The 14102-nt window shown below is 61.7% G+C and carries 20 protein-coding genes; 10 read left to right on the top strand and 10 right to left on the bottom strand.

Annotation, left to right across the window (positions count from 1 at the left end; translation table 11 throughout):
- Positions 1-86: 86 nt before the first annotated feature.
- The 7 genes from murA to AC07XM_RS16745 all read right to left on the bottom strand — a co-directional run bounded on the left by murA (position 87) and on the right by AC07XM_RS16745 (position 4780).
- Complete coding sequence (murA, locus tag AC07XM_RS16775; RefSeq protein WP_016485049.1) at positions 87-1352, bottom strand: UDP-N-acetylglucosamine 1-carboxyvinyltransferase; 1266 nt, start codon at positions 1350-1352, stop codon at positions 87-89.
- Between the two features lie 23 nt (positions 1353-1375).
- Positions 1376-1615, bottom strand: coding sequence for a BolA family protein (locus tag AC07XM_RS16770; RefSeq protein ID WP_003255121.1), 240 nt, complete (start codon positions 1613-1615; stop codon positions 1376-1378).
- Between the two features lie 117 nt (positions 1616-1732).
- Positions 1733-2035: an STAS domain-containing protein gene (locus AC07XM_RS16765; RefSeq protein WP_016485047.1), complete on the bottom strand. Its 303-nt coding sequence runs from the start codon at positions 2033-2035 to the stop codon at positions 1733-1735.
- The gene (locus AC07XM_RS16760) at positions 2032-2679 is read right to left on the bottom strand and encodes an MlaC/ttg2D family ABC transporter substrate-binding protein (protein WP_016485046.1); all 648 of its coding nucleotides are present in this window, start codon (positions 2677-2679) and stop codon (positions 2032-2034) included. The genes AC07XM_RS16765 and AC07XM_RS16760 overlap by 4 nt, the downstream gene beginning before the upstream one ends.
- A 9-nt stretch (positions 2680-2688) precedes the next feature.
- Positions 2689-3174, bottom strand: coding sequence for an outer membrane lipid asymmetry maintenance protein MlaD (mlaD, locus tag AC07XM_RS16755; RefSeq protein WP_016485045.1), 486 nt, complete (start codon positions 3172-3174; stop codon positions 2689-2691).
- Entirely contained in the window at positions 3174-3971 is a 798-nt protein-coding gene (mlaE, locus tag AC07XM_RS16750) for a lipid asymmetry maintenance ABC transporter permease subunit MlaE (RefSeq protein ID WP_016485044.1), read from the bottom strand. The genes mlaD and mlaE overlap by 1 nt, the downstream gene beginning before the upstream one ends.
- Positions 3971-4780: an ATP-binding cassette domain-containing protein gene (locus tag AC07XM_RS16745; RefSeq protein WP_016485043.1), complete on the bottom strand. Its 810-nt coding sequence runs from the start codon at positions 4778-4780 to the stop codon at positions 3971-3973. Before AC07XM_RS16745 ends, mlaE begins: the two co-directional genes overlap by 1 nt.
- Before the next feature lie 248 nt (positions 4781-5028).
- Between AC07XM_RS16745 and AC07XM_RS16740 the strand changes: the two genes are divergently transcribed.
- The 10 genes from AC07XM_RS16740 (at position 5029) to AC07XM_RS16695 (ending at position 12042) form a co-directional block, all read left to right on the top strand.
- A complete protein-coding gene (locus AC07XM_RS16740; protein WP_016485042.1) occupies positions 5029-6003 on the top strand; it encodes a KpsF/GutQ family sugar-phosphate isomerase in 975 nt (324 codons plus the stop codon).
- 11 nt (positions 6004-6014) lie between these two features.
- On the top strand, positions 6015-6539 hold the full coding sequence (locus tag AC07XM_RS16735; RefSeq protein ID WP_102689429.1) for a KdsC family phosphatase: 525 nt from the start codon (positions 6015-6017) through the stop codon (positions 6537-6539).
- Positions 6540-6547: 8 nt separating this feature from the next.
- Positions 6548-7120 carry an LPS export ABC transporter periplasmic protein LptC gene (lptC, locus tag AC07XM_RS16730; protein ID WP_016485040.1) on the top strand — a complete coding sequence of 191 codons (573 nt, stop codon included), beginning with the start codon at positions 6548-6550 and terminating at the stop codon, positions 7118-7120.
- Positions 7107-7631: a lipopolysaccharide transport periplasmic protein LptA gene (gene lptA, locus AC07XM_RS16725; RefSeq protein ID WP_016485039.1), complete on the top strand. Its 525-nt coding sequence runs from the start codon at positions 7107-7109 to the stop codon at positions 7629-7631. Before lptC ends, lptA begins: the two co-directional genes overlap by 14 nt.
- Complete coding sequence (gene lptB, locus AC07XM_RS16720) at positions 7632-8357, top strand: LPS export ABC transporter ATP-binding protein (protein WP_003255132.1); 726 nt, start codon at positions 7632-7634, stop codon at positions 8355-8357.
- A gap of 177 nt (positions 8358-8534) precedes the next feature.
- Positions 8535-10028, top strand: a complete 1494-nt coding sequence (locus tag AC07XM_RS16715) for an RNA polymerase factor sigma-54 (protein WP_024717623.1) — start codon at positions 8535-8537, stop codon at positions 10026-10028.
- A gap of 79 nt (positions 10029-10107) precedes the next feature.
- Entirely contained in the window at positions 10108-10416 is a 309-nt protein-coding gene (gene hpf, locus AC07XM_RS16710; protein ID WP_016485037.1) for a ribosome hibernation-promoting factor, HPF/YfiA family, read from the top strand.
- A gap of 12 nt (positions 10417-10428) precedes the next feature.
- The gene (ptsN, locus tag AC07XM_RS16705) at positions 10429-10893 is read left to right on the top strand and encodes a PTS IIA-like nitrogen regulatory protein PtsN (RefSeq protein ID WP_016485036.1); all 465 of its coding nucleotides are present in this window, start codon (positions 10429-10431) and stop codon (positions 10891-10893) included.
- 2 nt (positions 10894-10895) lie between these two features.
- A complete protein-coding gene (gene rapZ, locus AC07XM_RS16700) occupies positions 10896-11750 on the top strand; it encodes an RNase adapter RapZ (protein WP_016485035.1) in 855 nt (284 codons plus the stop codon).
- A gap of 19 nt (positions 11751-11769) precedes the next feature.
- Positions 11770-12042 (top strand): HPr family phosphocarrier protein, encoded by a 273-nt coding sequence (locus AC07XM_RS16695; protein ID WP_016485034.1) that lies wholly within the window; start codon positions 11770-11772, stop codon positions 12040-12042.
- A gap of 44 nt (positions 12043-12086) precedes the next feature.
- Here AC07XM_RS16695 and AC07XM_RS16690 read toward each other — a convergent pair whose 3' ends face one another.
- Genes AC07XM_RS16690 through AC07XM_RS16680 form a run of 3 tightly spaced genes read right to left on the bottom strand, consistent with a single transcriptional unit; the run spans position 12087 to position 14066 of the window.
- Positions 12087-12980, bottom strand: a complete 894-nt coding sequence (locus AC07XM_RS16690) for a ZIP family metal transporter (protein ID WP_016485033.1) — start codon at positions 12978-12980, stop codon at positions 12087-12089.
- An 11-nt stretch (positions 12981-12991) separates the two neighbouring features.
- A complete protein-coding gene (locus tag AC07XM_RS16685) occupies positions 12992-13603 on the bottom strand; it encodes a superoxide dismutase (protein ID WP_023046948.1) in 612 nt (203 codons plus the stop codon).
- A gap of 1 nt (position 13604) precedes the next feature.
- Entirely contained in the window at positions 13605-14066 is a 462-nt protein-coding gene (locus AC07XM_RS16680; RefSeq protein WP_023046947.1) for a DUF2753 family protein, read from the bottom strand.
- Positions 14067-14102: the final 36 nt, after the last annotated feature.

Below are 14102 nucleotides of genomic sequence, written 5' to 3'. Positions count from 1 at the left end.
CGTCGGTCCTTAAGCGGCTGCTGCCGGCCAGGTCATCGACCTGGCCGCATTCAATTCGAAAGGTGCATCCTTGCACCTGCGGGCTATTAGCCCGGTACGCGGCGGATTTTCGCGCCGAGCATCTGCAGTTTCTCTTCGATGCACTCGTAACCACGGTCGATGTGGTAGATGCGGTCGATCAGGGTATCGCCTTCGGCAACCAGCGCCGACAGCACCAGGCTGGCGGACGCACGCAGATCGGTGGCCATGACCGGGGCACCTTTGAGCGACTTGACGCCAGTGACGATGGCAGTGTTGCCCTCGACCTGGATCTGCGCGCCCATGCGGTGCATTTCGTAAACGTGCATGAAGCGGTTTTCGAAGATGGTTTCGATCACCGCGCCGGTGCCTTCGGCAATGGCGTTGAGCGAAATGAACTGCGCCTGCATGTCGGTCGGGAACGCCGGGTACGGGGCGGTACGCAGGTTGACGGCCTTTGGCCGCTTGCCATGCATGTCCAGCTCGATCCAGTCTTCGCCGGTGTTGATGTCGGCACCGGCTTCCTTGAGTTTTTCCAGTACGGCTTCAAGGATGGTCGGGTCGGTGTCCTTGACCTTGACGCGGCCACCGGTCACGGCAGCAGCGACCAGGTAGGTACCGGTCTCGATGCGGTCCGGCATGACGCGGTAGCTGGCCGAATGCAGGCGCTCGACGCCATCGATGGTAATGGTGTCGGTACCGGCGCCCTGGACATTGCCGCCCATGGCATTGATGAAGTTGGCCAGGTCGACCACTTCAGGCTCGCGCGCGGCGTTCTGCAACACGCTGCGGCCCTTGGCCAGGGCAGCGGCCATCATGATGTTCTCGGTACCGGTGACGCTGACGGTGTCGAAGAAGAAGTGCGCACCGCGCAGGCCACCCTCAGGCGCCTTGGCCTTGATGTAGCCACCTTCCACTTCGATCTTCGCGCCCATGGCCTCGAGGCCGCGGATGTGCAGGTCGACCGGGCGCGAACCAATGGCGCAACCGCCAGGCAGGGCCACTTCGGCTTCGCCGAAACGGGCAACCATCGGGCCCAGTACCAGGATCGAGGCGCGCATGGTCTTGACCAGCTCGTAAGGCGCAACCAGGGTCTTGATGGTGCGTGGGTCGATCTCCACCGACAGCTTCTCGTCGATCACAGGCTCGATGCCCATGCGGCCGAACAGCTCGATCATGGTGGTGATGTCGTGCAGGTGTGGCAGGTTGCCCACGGTGACCGGGCCATCGGCCAGCAGGGTCGCCGCCAGAATCGGCAAGGCTGCGTTCTTCGCGCCCGAAATGCGGATCTCGCCGTCAAGGCGAGCGCCGCCAGTAATAATCAGTTTGTCCATTGGAGTCTCGCCGCCAAGTTGGCTCAGGTGCGCTCAGCCCAGGCTGCGCTGCTGAAAAATTTCATGGTTACCGCATGGATGCTGCCATTGGCGATCCATGGGTTCAGGTGAGCATAGATCGCCTGCTGGCGTTTGACCGGGCTCAGGCCAGCCAACTCGTCGCTGATCACGTTCAACTGGAAGTTGCAGCCTTCGCCTTCAACTTCGACCCGGGAACCCGGCAATTTCTCTTCAAGGAAGCTTTTAACTTCTACGGCCTGCATGCTCAACCTCAATCGGCGCCCGATGCGCACGGGTCGGCCATCATACAAAAAAGCCCCCCGCCTGCGAAGCCCAACGAGGGCTTCGCTGACCGAGGGGCCATCATCCGTGCCGGGCCATCAGGTCGCCAGCACTTCATCAAGGTCATAGACCTCGGCAATTTCCCGCATGTCGTCAGGCATGCCGCGGACCTCGCAGGCCTTGCCGGTGGCTTGGCCATCGCGAATGAACGCAAGCAACAGCGACAGGCCAACGCTCGACGACTTTTCGACAGCCGAGCAATCCAGCACCAGGTGCGGCTCGCGGGAGGCGTCGATCAGCGACTTGCCCTGCTTGCGCAAGGCGGGGCCGGTACGGTAGTCCAGCACGCCGGCCAGGCGCATAACGCCTGGCTCAGCCATGCTTACGCCGGCCTCACTCATTTCACTTCCTTGTCAGGCGAGCTGTCTGCTGCCTGCTTGGCCTTGGCCACTTCACCCGCCCAGCCGTCGATGGTCTTGTCCAGGTTGTTGCCATTGCGCTGCATGGCATCGGCAAACTGGTCACGGAACAGCTTGCCAATGTTGATGCCGTTGACGATGACGTTACGCACCTTCCACTCACCACCGATGTTTTCCAGGGTGTACTGCACCGGGTAAACGGCACCGTTGTTACCGGTGACCTTCATGCCTACGCTGGCGCGCTTGCCGTCATCGGCTTTGGCCGGGTCGACGACGATGCCCTGGTTGTTGTATTCGAGCAGCGCATTGCCATAGAACTGCATCAGGCTGCGCTTGAAGTTTTCCTGGAAGCGCTGCATCTGCTCAGGTGTGGCCTTGCGCGAGTACTTGACGGTCATGATGCTGCGGGAAATACCGTCAGCGTCCACCACCGGGCCCAGGATGCGGTTGAGCGCATCGTAGAAGGCGCTGGGGTTGGACTTGTACTGCTCCTTGTTGGCCTTGAGGTCACCCAGCAGTTCATTGGTCGTGCCCTGAACCACCTCGTGAGGCGACTGCGCCGCCAGGGTCAGCAGAGGGAAGGCCGCCAGCAGGACCAGCAGGCCACGTCGCAGGATCGAAATCATGGATACTCCTTAATTAGCCGGTTGCGCTTCTTTCGGTTCCTTGCCAACGGAGTTGAGCAGGAACTTGCCAATCAGATCTTCCAGCACCAAGGCCGACTGGGTGTCGTGGATGGTCGCGCCATCCTTGAGCACCTGATCTTCGCCGCCCACGCTGATGCCGATGTACTTCTCGCCAAGCAGACCGGCAGTCAGGATCGAGGCCGTGGAGTCGGTCGGCAGGTTGTCCACCGACTTGTCCAGCTGCAACGTCACCCGACCGGTGTAGGAATCCCGGTCCAGATCGATGGCGGTGACCTTGCCGATGGTCACACCGGCCATGGTCACTTTAGCTCTGACCGTCAAACCGGCGATATTGTCGAAGTAGGCATAAACTTTATAGGTATCGCTGCTCGGGCTGGCCGACAGCCCGCTGACACGCAGGGCCAGCAGCAGCAGCGCCAGGATCCCGGCCAGGAGGAACAGGCCGACACCGATTTCCAGGGTGCGGTTTTGCATCAGAAATCTCCAAACATCAAGGCGGTCAGAATAAAGTCCAGACCCAGCACTGCCAACGAGGCATAGACCACGGTCTTGGTGGTGGCACGGCTGATCCCTTCTGAGGTGGGCTCGCAGTCGTACCCCTGGAATACGGCAATCCAGGTTGTGACGAAGGCGAACACCAGGCTTTTGATCAGCCCGTTAAGCACGTCGTCAGTAAAAGAAACACTGTTCTGCATGTTGGCCCAGAACGAGCCTTCGTAGACGCCCAGCCAGTCCACGGCCACCCACGAGCCACCCCAGATGCCGACCACGCTGAAGATCAGCGCCAGCAACGGCAGCGAGATGAAACCGGCCCACAGGCGCGGCGCGACGATGTACTTGAGCGGGTCGACGCCGATCATTTCCAGGCTCGACAGCTGCTCGGTCGACTTCATGTTGCCGATTTCGGCGGTCAGGGCGGACCCTGCACGGCCGGCGAACAGCAACGCCGTTACCACCGGGCCGAGCTCACGCAGCAGGGTCAGGGCGACCATCTGCCCCACTGCCTGCTCCGAACCGTACCTGGCCAGGATGCTGTAGCCCTGCAGCGCCAGCACCATGCCGATAAACACCCCGGACACGACAACGATCGCCAGCGACAACACGCCCACCGAGTACAGCTGCCTGGTCAGCAGCTGGAAGCCGCCGCCGATACCGCCACGGCCAACCAGCGCATGGAACAGGAACAGGCAGGAACGCCCGAGCACGGCCAGCACATCGATTGCCGAACGGCCCAGCAGGCGAACACGTTCGAGTAAGGATTTTCTGCGCATCAACGCGCTCCCAGCAGGTCGGCGCGGTAGTCAGGCGCAGGAAAGTGGAAGGGTACCGGGCCGTCCGGGTCGCCCTTCATGAACTGGCGAATGCGAGGGTTGTCCGAGCCCATCAGCTCGTCGGGCGTCCCCTGCCCCAGCACCTGGCCGTCGCCTACCACGTAGAGGTAGTCGGCGATGCTGGCGGTTTCCGCCAGGTCGTGGGAAACGACGATGCTGGTAATGCCCAGGGCATCGTTAAGCAAGCGGATCAGGCGCACCAGTACGCCCATGGCGATCGGGTCCTGGCCGACGAACGGCTCGTCGTACATAAGGATCTGCGGGTCCAGGGCAATTGCCCGCGCCAGCGCCACACGGCGCTTCATGCCACCGGACAATTCGTCAGGCATCAGGTCGATGGCACCCCGCAGGCCCACGGCCTGCAGCTTCATCAGCACGATGTCGCGGATCATTTCGTCCGACAGCTGGGTGTGCACGCGCAGCGGGAACGCGACGTTCTCGAACACATCGAGGTCGGTGAACAGCGCGCCACTCTGAAACAGCACACCCATCTGTTTGCGGGCGTCGAACAGGTCGCTGCGCGACAGCGTCGGCAGATTCTGGCCAGCAACCCATACCTCACCGCTGGAGGGGCGCAATTGCGCACCCATCAGGCGGAGCAACGTGGTCTTGCCGCAACCCGATGGCCCCATGATGCCGGTGACCTTGCCGCGCGGGATGCGAATGTCGACGTTGCTGAAAATGCTGCGCGAACCACGTTTGAAGGTAACCCCCTTCAACTCGACCGCGTAGGCGCTATCCACACTCATCTAGACTCCTTGCTAGTGCAGCCTCGTCCTAATGGACGCCGGCCTCCATCAGGAAGGCACAAGCGCCCCTGGCAGGCCGAATAGCGGCGAACTATAGCACCGCTGACAGTGCCGCCCCAAGGCCGGACAAGCAGTCGTTCAGCCCCGTGACAGGCTTTGATGACATTCGCTACAGCAATCGAAGGGGTGAGGGTTTTCGTCATTGCGCGTATAATCGCGACCTTTTCATCAGGCATTGCTTTCTCGACATGAGCCAATCCAGCGAGCTGATTCAATCCGCCCAACGCACCCTGCGCCTGGAACTCGAGGCCGTAGAGGCCCTGCTGGCGCGCATCGACGACAATTTCGTCAAAGCCTGCGAGCTGATCCTGGCCAGCAAGGGCCGGGTGGTCGTGGTCGGCATGGGCAAGTCCGGGCATATCGGCAACAAGATCGCCGCCACCCTGGCCAGCACCGGGACCCCGGCGTTTTTCGTGCACCCGGCCGAAGCCAGCCATGGCGACATGGGCATGATTACCCGCGATGATGTCATCCTTGCGCTTTCCAATTCCGGCAGCACTGCCGAAATCGTCACCCTGCTGCCGTTGATCAAGCGCCTGGGCATCAAGCTGGTCAGCCTGACCGGCAACCCGGACTCGCCCCTGGCCCAGGCCGCCGAGGTCAACCTCGACGCCCGCGTCGCGCAAGAGGCCTGCCCGCTTAACCTCGCACCCACCTCCTCCACCACGGCATCGCTGGTGCTGGGCGACTGCCTGGCCATCGCCCTGCTCGAAGCCCGCGGCTTCACCGCTGAAGACTTTGCCTTCTCGCACCCGGGCGGTGCACTGGGCCGTCGCCTGCTGCTCAAGGTCGAGAACGTGATGCACAGCGGCGACGAGCTGCCCCAGGTAGCCCGCGGCACCCTGCTCAAGGATGCGCTGCTTGAAATGTCCCGCAAAGGCCTGGGCATGACCGTGATCGTCGAAGCCGACGGCACGCTGGCCGGGATCTTCACCGACGGCGACCTGCGCCGCAGCCTGGACCGCAACATCGACGTACACACCACCCTGGTCGACCAGGTCATGACCGTGCACGGCAAAACGGCCCGCGCCGACATGCTCGCTGCCGAAGCCCTGAAGATCATGGAAGACCACAAGATCAGCGCACTGGTGGTGGTGGACCGCGAGGGCCGCCCGACCGGCGCCCTGAACATGCACGACCTGCTGCGCGCCGGTGTAATGTAAGGAGCGATGGAATGAACCAGGACCTCATGCAACGCGGCAAAGCCATCAAGCTGGCAGTGTTCGACGTAGACGGCGTGCTCACCGACGGGCGCCTGTACTTCCTCGAAGATGGCAGCGAGTTCAAGACCTTCAATACCCTCGACGGCCAGGGCATCAAGATGCTCATGGCCTCGGGTGTGACCACCGCGATCATCAGCGGGCGCAAAACCCCTGTGGTCGAGCGCCGGGCGAAAAACCTCGGCATCCCGCACCTGTACCAGGGCCGCCAGGACAAATTGGTCGTGCTTGACGGCCTGCTCGCCGAACTGGGCCTAAGCTATGATCAAGTGGCCTACCTGGGCGATGACCTGCCCGACCTGCCGGTCATTCGCCGGGTGGCATTGGGCATGGCCGTGGCCAGCGCCGCCCCGTTTGTTCGCCAGCACGCTCACGGCGTGACCCAGGCACGCGGCGGCGAAGGCGCAGCCCGTGAATTCTGCGAACTGATCATGCAGGCCCAGGGTACCCTGGACGCTGCCAACGCCAACTACCTGTAAGGCTGCCCATGTTCAGCAAGAAAGCCCGCAATATTGCGCTGCTAGCAGTGATCGCCGCCCTGCTGGCGGCGGTCGGCTACTGGAATGTCAGCCCGGAAAGCTTCCTCGACAAGCCGGTGGCCCAGGTCGACGAAAGCGCCATCGACTACTATGCGATCAACGCCCACAGTGTGCAATTTCTGCCCGACGGCAAGCTGCAGTACGAAATGACCGCCGACAAGGTCGAGCACATGAAGACCAGCGAAATCACCTTGGTGACTACGCCGGACCTGCACCTGTACCGCGGCACCCAATACCCGTGGCACGTGCAAAGCACCCGCGCCGAGGTCAACCCGGACGGCACCGAGGTCGAGCTGATCGACAAGGTACGGATTGCACGCATCGACGAAAAACAGCGTGAAACCATCATTACCAGTTCACGCATGACCGTGTTCCCGCAGAAGCAATATGCGCAGACCGAGCAAGCCGTTAGAATCGACGGCGCCGGTGGCACGACTACGGGCAAAGGAATGAAAGCGTATTTGAAAGAAAGCAGGATGGACCTGCTCTCTAACGTAAGAGGACAGTATGAGGCTCGTTAAAACCCTCCCCCTTTTGCTCAGCCTGAGCGCAGCACTGGGAAGCGCGAGCGCCTTCGCACTGCCGAATGACCGTGATCAGCCGATCCGCATCCAGGCCGACCAGGCCCATCTGGATGACAAGCAAGGCGTGGCCACCTATACCGGTGACGTGATCATCACCCAAGGTTCGATGATGATCAAAGGCAACACCGTGACCATGACCCGCGCCGCCAACGGCGACATCGATGTAGTCACCTCGGTCGGCAACCTGGCCTACTTCGAGCAACAACAGAGCGCTGCCAAGCCAGACAAGATGAAAGGCTGGGCAGTGACAATCCAGTACCAGGCGCAGAAAGACACCGTGATCCTCACCGACCGCGCCAAGGTCGAAAACGAGGGCAACACGACCGAAGGCGAGAAGATCGTCTACAACACCAAGTCCCAGGTGGCGACCGCCGGTCGTGGTGGCAACGTGACCCAGCCACGTCAGCGCATCGACATGGTGATCCAGCCCAAGAAGAAGGCCGAGTAAATGGCAACCCTCAAAGCCCAGCATCTGGCCAAGAGCTACAAGGGGCGGCAGGTCGTACGTGATGTCAGTCTGTCGATCGACAGTGGCCAGATCGTCGGCCTGCTCGGCCCCAACGGCGCCGGCAAGACCACCTGCTTCTACATGATTGTCGGGCTGGTCCAGGCCGAGCAGGGGCGCGTGCTCATCGACAACCTCGATGTCAGCCACCAGCCCATGCACGGCCGCGCCCGTGCCGGCATCGGCTACTTGCCGCAGGAAGCCTCGATCTTCCGTAAACTGTCGGTGGCCGACAACATCATGGCCATTCTCGAGACCCGCAAGGACCTCGACCGCGACGGCCGCCGCAAAGAGCTGGAAAGCCTGCTGCAGGAGTTCCACATCAGCCATATTCGCGACAACCTCGGCATGAGCCTTTCCGGTGGTGAACGCCGCCGCGTCGAGATTGCCCGCGCCCTGGCAACCGCACCCAAGTTCATCCTGCTGGACGAACCCTTCGCCGGTGTCGACCCGATCTCGGTTGGTGACATCAAGCAGATCATCCACCACCTCAAGGCCAAGGGCATCGGTGTGCTGATTACCGACCACAACGTGCGCGAGACGCTGGATATCTGCGAGACCGCCTATATCGTCAATGATGGCCGGCTGATCGCTGAAGGCGATGCCGAGACCATCCTGGCCAACGACCTGGTCAAAGAGGTTTACCTGGGCCACGAGTTCCGGCTCTGACCCAGGGGATGCGCCTGGAGCACTGGCACATAGCCGTGAAACCGCGGGTAAAGTTGTTACAGTGCTCTAGGCAAACGCTACAATTTAAGGCATAAAACTTGCTTGATCTGGCGCCCCGGCGCCCTCGTGTAGTGGATGGCGCATGCGCGCCGGCGAACAAGGTATTAAGCCCCAGCCATGAAACCATCGCTCGTCCTAAAAATGGGCCAGCAACTGACGATGACACCGCAGTTGCAACAGGCCATCCGTCTGCTCCAGCTTTCCACCCTGGACCTCCAACAGGAAATCCAGGAAGCGCTGGAGTCGAACCCGATGCTCGAACGTCAGGAAGACGGCGAGGACTTCGACAACAGCGACCCGATGGCGGACAACGCCGAGAACAAGCCGGCAGCCGAAGCCCAGGACAACAGCTTTCAGGAAAGCACCGTCAGTGCCGACAACCTGGAAGATGGCGAGTGGGGCGAGCGGATCCCCAACGAGCTTCCGGTCGATACCGCCTGGGAAGACATCTACCAGACCAGCGCCAGCAGCCTGCCGAGCAACGATGACGATGAGTGGGACTTCACCACCCGCACATCGGCCGGCGAAAGCCTGCAAAGCCACCTGCTGTGGCAACTGAACCTGGCGCCGATGTCCGACACCGACCGCCTGATCGCCGTTACCCTCATCGACAGCATCAACGGCCAGGGCTACCTGGAAGACACCCTTGAGGAAATCTGCGCCGGTTTCGACCCGGAGCTGGATATCGAGCTGGACGAGGTCGAAGCGGTGCTGCACCGTATCCAGCAGTTCGAACCGGCCGGCGTCGGCGCCCGTAACCTGGGTGAATGCCTGCTGCTGCAACTGCGCCAGCTGCCTGCCAACACTCCGTGGATGACCGAAGCCAAGCGCTTGGTCACCGATTTCATCGACCTGCTCGGCAGCCGCGACTATAGCCAGCTGATGCGGCGCATGAAAATCAAGGAAGACGAGCTGCGCCAGGTCATCGAGCTGGTACAAAGCCTCAACCCGCGCCCTGGCTCACAGATCGAGTCCAGCGAACCCGAGTACGTGGTGCCCGACGTCATCGTGCGCAAAGACAGCGACCGCTGGCTGGTGGAGCTGAACCAGGAAGCCATCCCGCGCCTGCGGGTCAACCCGCAATACGCAGGCTTCGTGCGCCGCGCCGACACCAGTGCCGACAACACCTTCATGCGCAACCAGTTGCAGGAAGCGCGCTGGTTCATCAAGAGCCTGCAAAGCCGCAACGAAACCCTGATGAAGGTTGCCACGCAGATCGTCGAGCACCAGCGCGGTTTCCTCGACCATGGTGATGAAGCAATGAAGCCGCTGGTGCTGCATGACATCGCCGAAGCGGTGGGGATGCATGAGTCGACCATCTCTCGGGTTACCACGCAAAAATACATGCACACCCCGCGTGGCATCTACGAACTGAAATACTTTTTCTCCAGCCACGTCAGCACCTCCGAAGGCGGAGAATGCTCGTCTACAGCGATCCGCGCGATCATCAAAAAACTGGTTGCAGCGGAAAATCAGAAAAAGCCATTGAGTGACAGCAAGATCGCTGGTTTACTGGAGGCACAAGGCATCCAGGTAGCCCGTCGCACCGTCGCCAAGTACCGCGAGTCGCTCGGCATAGCACCGTCGAGCGAACGCAAGCGACTGATGTAGCCCCTGAGATGCGCCACAGCGTTTGTGGGGCAGGTGCAAGACCTGCCTCTTTATGCACGGGCAATAAAGGAGAAGCTGTATGCAAGTCAATATCAGTGGACAGCATGTAGAAGTCACCCAGCCACTGCGCGATTATGTGCTTGAAAAGCTCGCCCGCGTGGAAAGTCACTTCGACAAGATCACCAACGTGCAGGTCATCATGAAAGTCGAGAAGCTGCAGCAGAAGGTCGAAGCGACCCTGCAGATTCCTGGCGGTGAAGTGGTTGCCAATGCCGAAGACCAAGACATGTATGCAGCCATCGACGCCTTGGCCGACAAGCTCGACCGCCAACTGAAAAAACACAAGGAAAAACAGCAAAGCCTGCTGCAAGGTGCAGCTGCCCGCTGATCCCCCTCATCCATGATCCGACTTGAAACCATCCTGACCCCCGGCCGTTCCCTCGTGAACGTGCCGGGCGGCAGTAAAAAGCGCGCCTTGGAAACGGTTGCGAACCTCATCGCCGATCAAGTGCCAGAACTGGAGATGCAAGACGTCTTCGAAAAACTGGTCGCCCGCGAAAAACTCGGCTCGACCGGTTTCGGCAATGGCATCGCCATCCCTCACTGCCGGCTTGAAGGTTGCTCCGCACCGGTCAGTGCCCTGCTGCACCTGGACGCCCCAATCGAATACGACGCCATCGATGGCGCGCCCGTGGACCTGCTGTTCGTCTTGCTGGTGCCTGAAGCCGCTACCGATGCCCACCTGGAACTGCTGCGCCAGATTGCCAGCATGCTTGATCGCAAGGAAGTTCGTGATCGCTTGCGTAGCGCCAGCAGTAACGAGGCCCTCTTCCAGGTAGTCCTGGACGAACAGAACGAGCACTGAACATGCGCTTGATCATTGTCAGCGGCCGGTCCGGCTCCGGCAAGAGTACCGCCCTCGATGTCCTGGAAGACAATGGTTTCTACTGCATTGACAACCTGCCCGCCGCGCTCTTGCCGGAGCTGGCGGAAGAGGCGCTGATCAACACCGAACTGCTGCAACCGAAGGTTGCAGTGTCGATCGACGCACGTAACCTGCCCAGCCACCTGACGCGCTTCCCCGAATTGCTCGAAGAAGCCCGCGCGCGCAATATCCAGTGTGATGTGCTGTTCCTGGATGCCGACGAAGGCATGCTGCTCAAGCGCTTTTCGGAAACCCGCCGACGCCACCCATTGACCAATGCCAACCGCTCGCTGGCCGAGGCGATCCGCGTCGAGAGCGAGCTTTTGGGGCCGATCGCCGACCTGGCTGACCTGAAGATCGACACCACCAACCTGAACCTGTATCAACTGCGTGATTCGATCAAGCTGCGCCTGCTCAACCAGCCCGAGCCTGGCACCGCGTTCCTTGTCGAGTCGTTCGGTTTCAAGCGGGGCATGCCGGTCGATGCGGACCTGGTGTTCGATGTGCGCTGCCTGCCCAACCCTTACTGGAAGCCTGAACTGCGCGAACACTCCGGCCTCGAGCAACCGGTCATCGACTACCTGGGCGCACAGCCAGATGTCGAAGACATGTTCAGCGACATTTCCAGCTACCTGCTCAAGTGGCTCCCCCGCTTCGCCGCCAGCAACCGTGCCTACGTTACCATTGCCATCGGCTGCACCGGCGGCCACCACCGCTCGGTGTACATAACCGAGCGCCTTGGCCAGTTGCTGCAGCAATCCCTGAAAAACGTCCAGGTCCGCCACCGCGACCTCTAGCCCAAGGATCCGCCCCACGATGCCCGCCCGCGAAATCACCATTATCAACAAGCTGGGCCTGCATGCCCGGGCGGCAGCCAAGTTCGTCGGCGTGGCTGGCCGTTATCCCTGCCAGGTGCGCGTTGGGCGCGCGCCGGACACGCTGGTGGACGGCAAGAGCATCATGGCGGTGATGATGCTGGCAGCCGGCAAAGGCACCCAGGTGCACCTGCATACCGAAGGCGAGCAGGACAACGAGGCGATGAATGCGTTGGTCGAGCTGATCAACAACTTCTTCGACGAAGGCGAATAGAAGCCTGCACGGTCCTGCTAGGAACGCGTAAACCTGATCATGAATCAGGACAGCGCGGTGTCCATCACCATCATCAGGCAAAACCCGATGCACAGCCCCAGGCTGGCCAGACGATGATGGCCGTTACTGCGCGATTCCGGGATGATCTCCTGGGTCACCACCAGCAGCATCGCCCCTGCCGCGCAGGCAAGGCCCAGCGGCAACAGCAGTTCGGCGATGTTCACCAACCAGGCACAGATCACTGCGGCCAGCGGCTCGACCAAGCCTGACGCAGCGCCAATCAGAAAAGCGTTGAAACGCGACATGCCCGCCCCGGCCAACACCAGCGCAATCACCAGTCCCTCGGGCACATCCTGCAACGCAATGCCCATGGCCAGGCTGTCGGCGTCGGCCATGCCCCCACCTGCCGACACACCGATGGCCATGCCTTCGGGGATGTTGTGCGCAACGATGGCAATGACAAACAGCCAGATACGCGCAGCAATCACCGGCTGGTTGCCAGTGCCGACCAGTGCTTCTGGCGAGGCGCCAGACACCTTGAGGTCAACCAGAAACAGGCACAGCGCACCGAACAACAAGCCAAAGCTGATCAGGCCACCGGCGGCCCATGGGCTGAAACCTACGGACCGGGCCGCGTCCAGGCCCGGAATGATCAGGGAAAATGCGGTGGCTGCCAGCATCACGCCTGCGCCGAAGCCCAGCAGCGTGTCGGCCAGCGCCACCGGCATGTTGCGAATGACCAGTACCGGTACCGCCCCCAGCGCCGTCCCCAGTGCGCATAATGCGCCGCCCTCCAGGGCGCGCAACATGCGTGGCTCCAGGTCCAGCCACGCAAGGCCGCGCGCGACCAGCAGCGCGGTGCCGGTCAGCAACAGCAAAGTCCCAAGCGCCAGACGAAACAGGCGCACACTGCTGACAGACATCACTTCAGAGCGCATACCGGTCCGGCTCACTTCAGGGCTTCAACATAACGACGTTCCACTTCCGCCCAGTCAATGACGTTGTAGAAAGCACCGATGTATTCCGGACGACGGTTCTGATACTTCAGGTAATAGGCATGCTCCCACACGTCCAGACCAAGAACTGGCGTATTGCCGTGCATCAGCGGGCTGTCCTGGTTACCGCTGCTTTCCACCACCAGGGTTTTCTGCGGCGTCACGCTGAGCCACGCCCAGCCACTGCCGAAACGGGTCAGCGCCGCTTTGGTGAAGGCGTCCTTGAAGGCGTCGAAACCGCCCAGTTGCGACGAGATGGCCTGCGCCAGCTGGCCCTGCGGCTCGCCGCCCCCCTGCGGTGACATTACGGTCCAGAACAGGCTGTGGTTGGCGTGGCCGCCGCCATGGTTGGTCACCGCACCCCGCAGGTTTTCCGGCAGTTGCTTGACCGCACCGACCAGCTTTTCCACGGGCCACTCGGCCCACTCGGTGCCTTCGATGGCGGCATTGAGGCCATTGACGTAGGTCTGATGGTGCTTGCTGTGGTGGATCTCCATGGTCTGGGCGTCGATGTGCGGCTCCAGTGCATCGTAGGCGTAAGGCAAAGCAGGCAAGGTATGGGGCATGTCAGTGAATTCCGTAGGCATGGGTTCTGGGCGCCACGTCCGGCCGGGCAGCGATCTCGCTGCCCCCGGCATTGTGGCGGTGGAGCAGGCGCTCGGTACGTGGGTACTGACCGTACTCGGCGATGAAGCTCAGCAGTTCGGTATAGGTTCTCCCACTGTGGCGCAGGGCCGCGTCACGCAGAGCCTGGGGCAAACGCGCCTCCTGGCTGGCCTGCAGCAGCCGCTGGTGGGCGGCGCACAGGTAGTCGGCGCTTTCGTGCGGCTGATTCAGGCGCAGGTGCAGGTCAGCCAGGTTGTGGTGGGCGATGACCAACGCGGCCACCGCTTCGTCAACGTCATGCCAGCGCTCGAACAGCACCTGTGCCAGCGCCAGTGCCTGCAGGTAATGTTCCCGGGCGTCTACCAGCTCGCCTTGGTCGAACAGGCGGTTGGCTGTTTCGGTCGTGCGTTTCCAGTGCTGCATGGCATTGCTACTCCGCGCTGATGGCGCTAAGGCGGT

Source organism: Pseudomonas sp. GW460-LB5 (assembly GCF_059423245.1).
Note: the sequence above shows the minus strand (reverse complement) of the source record. Positions and strands in the feature narration are given on the sequence as shown.

Excerpts from the sequence above, each read along its gene's own strand:
- hpf (WP_016485037.1), top strand. The coding sequence starts at position 10,108 with ATGCAAGTCAATATCAGTGGACAGCATGTAGAAGTCACCCAGCCACTG.
- AC07XM_RS16745 (WP_016485043.1), bottom strand. The coding sequence starts at position 4,780 with ATGAGTGTGGATAGCGCCTACGCGGTCGAGTTGAAGGGGGTTACCTTC.
- AC07XM_RS16685 (WP_023046948.1), bottom strand. The coding sequence starts at position 13,603 with ATGCCCCATACCTTGCCTGCTTTGCCTTACGCCTACGATGCACTGGAG.
- ptsN (WP_016485036.1), top strand. The coding sequence starts at position 10,429 with ATGATCCGACTTGAAACCATCCTGACCCCCGGCCGTTCCCTCGTGAAC.
- rapZ (WP_016485035.1), top strand. The coding sequence starts at position 10,896 with ATGCGCTTGATCATTGTCAGCGGCCGGTCCGGCTCCGGCAAGAGTACC.
- AC07XM_RS16690 (WP_016485033.1), bottom strand. The coding sequence starts at position 12,980 with ATGCGCTCTGAAGTGATGTCTGTCAGCAGTGTGCGCCTGTTTCGTCTG.
- murA (WP_016485049.1), bottom strand. The coding sequence starts at position 1,352 with ATGGACAAACTGATTATTACTGGCGGCGCTCGCCTTGACGGCGAGATC.
- AC07XM_RS16760 (WP_016485046.1), bottom strand. The coding sequence starts at position 2,679 with ATGATTTCGATCCTGCGACGTGGCCTGCTGGTCCTGCTGGCGGCCTTC.
- lptC (WP_016485040.1), top strand. The coding sequence starts at position 6,548 with ATGTTCAGCAAGAAAGCCCGCAATATTGCGCTGCTAGCAGTGATCGCC.
- AC07XM_RS16695 (WP_016485034.1), top strand. The coding sequence starts at position 11,770 with ATGCCCGCCCGCGAAATCACCATTATCAACAAGCTGGGCCTGCATGCC.
- mlaD (WP_016485045.1), bottom strand. The coding sequence starts at position 3,174 with ATGCAAAACCGCACCCTGGAAATCGGTGTCGGCCTGTTCCTCCTGGCC.
- AC07XM_RS16740 (WP_016485042.1), top strand. The coding sequence starts at position 5,029 with ATGAGCCAATCCAGCGAGCTGATTCAATCCGCCCAACGCACCCTGCGC.
- AC07XM_RS16680 (WP_023046947.1), bottom strand. The coding sequence starts at position 14,066 with ATGCAGCACTGGAAACGCACGACCGAAACAGCCAACCGCCTGTTCGAC.
- AC07XM_RS16715 (WP_024717623.1), top strand. The coding sequence starts at position 8,535 with ATGAAACCATCGCTCGTCCTAAAAATGGGCCAGCAACTGACGATGACA.
- lptA (WP_016485039.1), top strand. The coding sequence starts at position 7,107 with ATGAGGCTCGTTAAAACCCTCCCCCTTTTGCTCAGCCTGAGCGCAGCA.
- AC07XM_RS16765 (WP_016485047.1), bottom strand. The coding sequence starts at position 2,035 with ATGAGTGAGGCCGGCGTAAGCATGGCTGAGCCAGGCGTTATGCGCCTG.
- AC07XM_RS16735 (WP_102689429.1), top strand. The coding sequence starts at position 6,015 with ATGAACCAGGACCTCATGCAACGCGGCAAAGCCATCAAGCTGGCAGTG.
- AC07XM_RS16770 (WP_003255121.1), bottom strand. The coding sequence starts at position 1,615 with ATGCAGGCCGTAGAAGTTAAAAGCTTCCTTGAAGAGAAATTGCCGGGT.
- lptB (WP_003255132.1), top strand. The coding sequence starts at position 7,632 with ATGGCAACCCTCAAAGCCCAGCATCTGGCCAAGAGCTACAAGGGGCGG.
- mlaE (WP_016485044.1), bottom strand. The coding sequence starts at position 3,971 with ATGCGCAGAAAATCCTTACTCGAACGTGTTCGCCTGCTGGGCCGTTCG.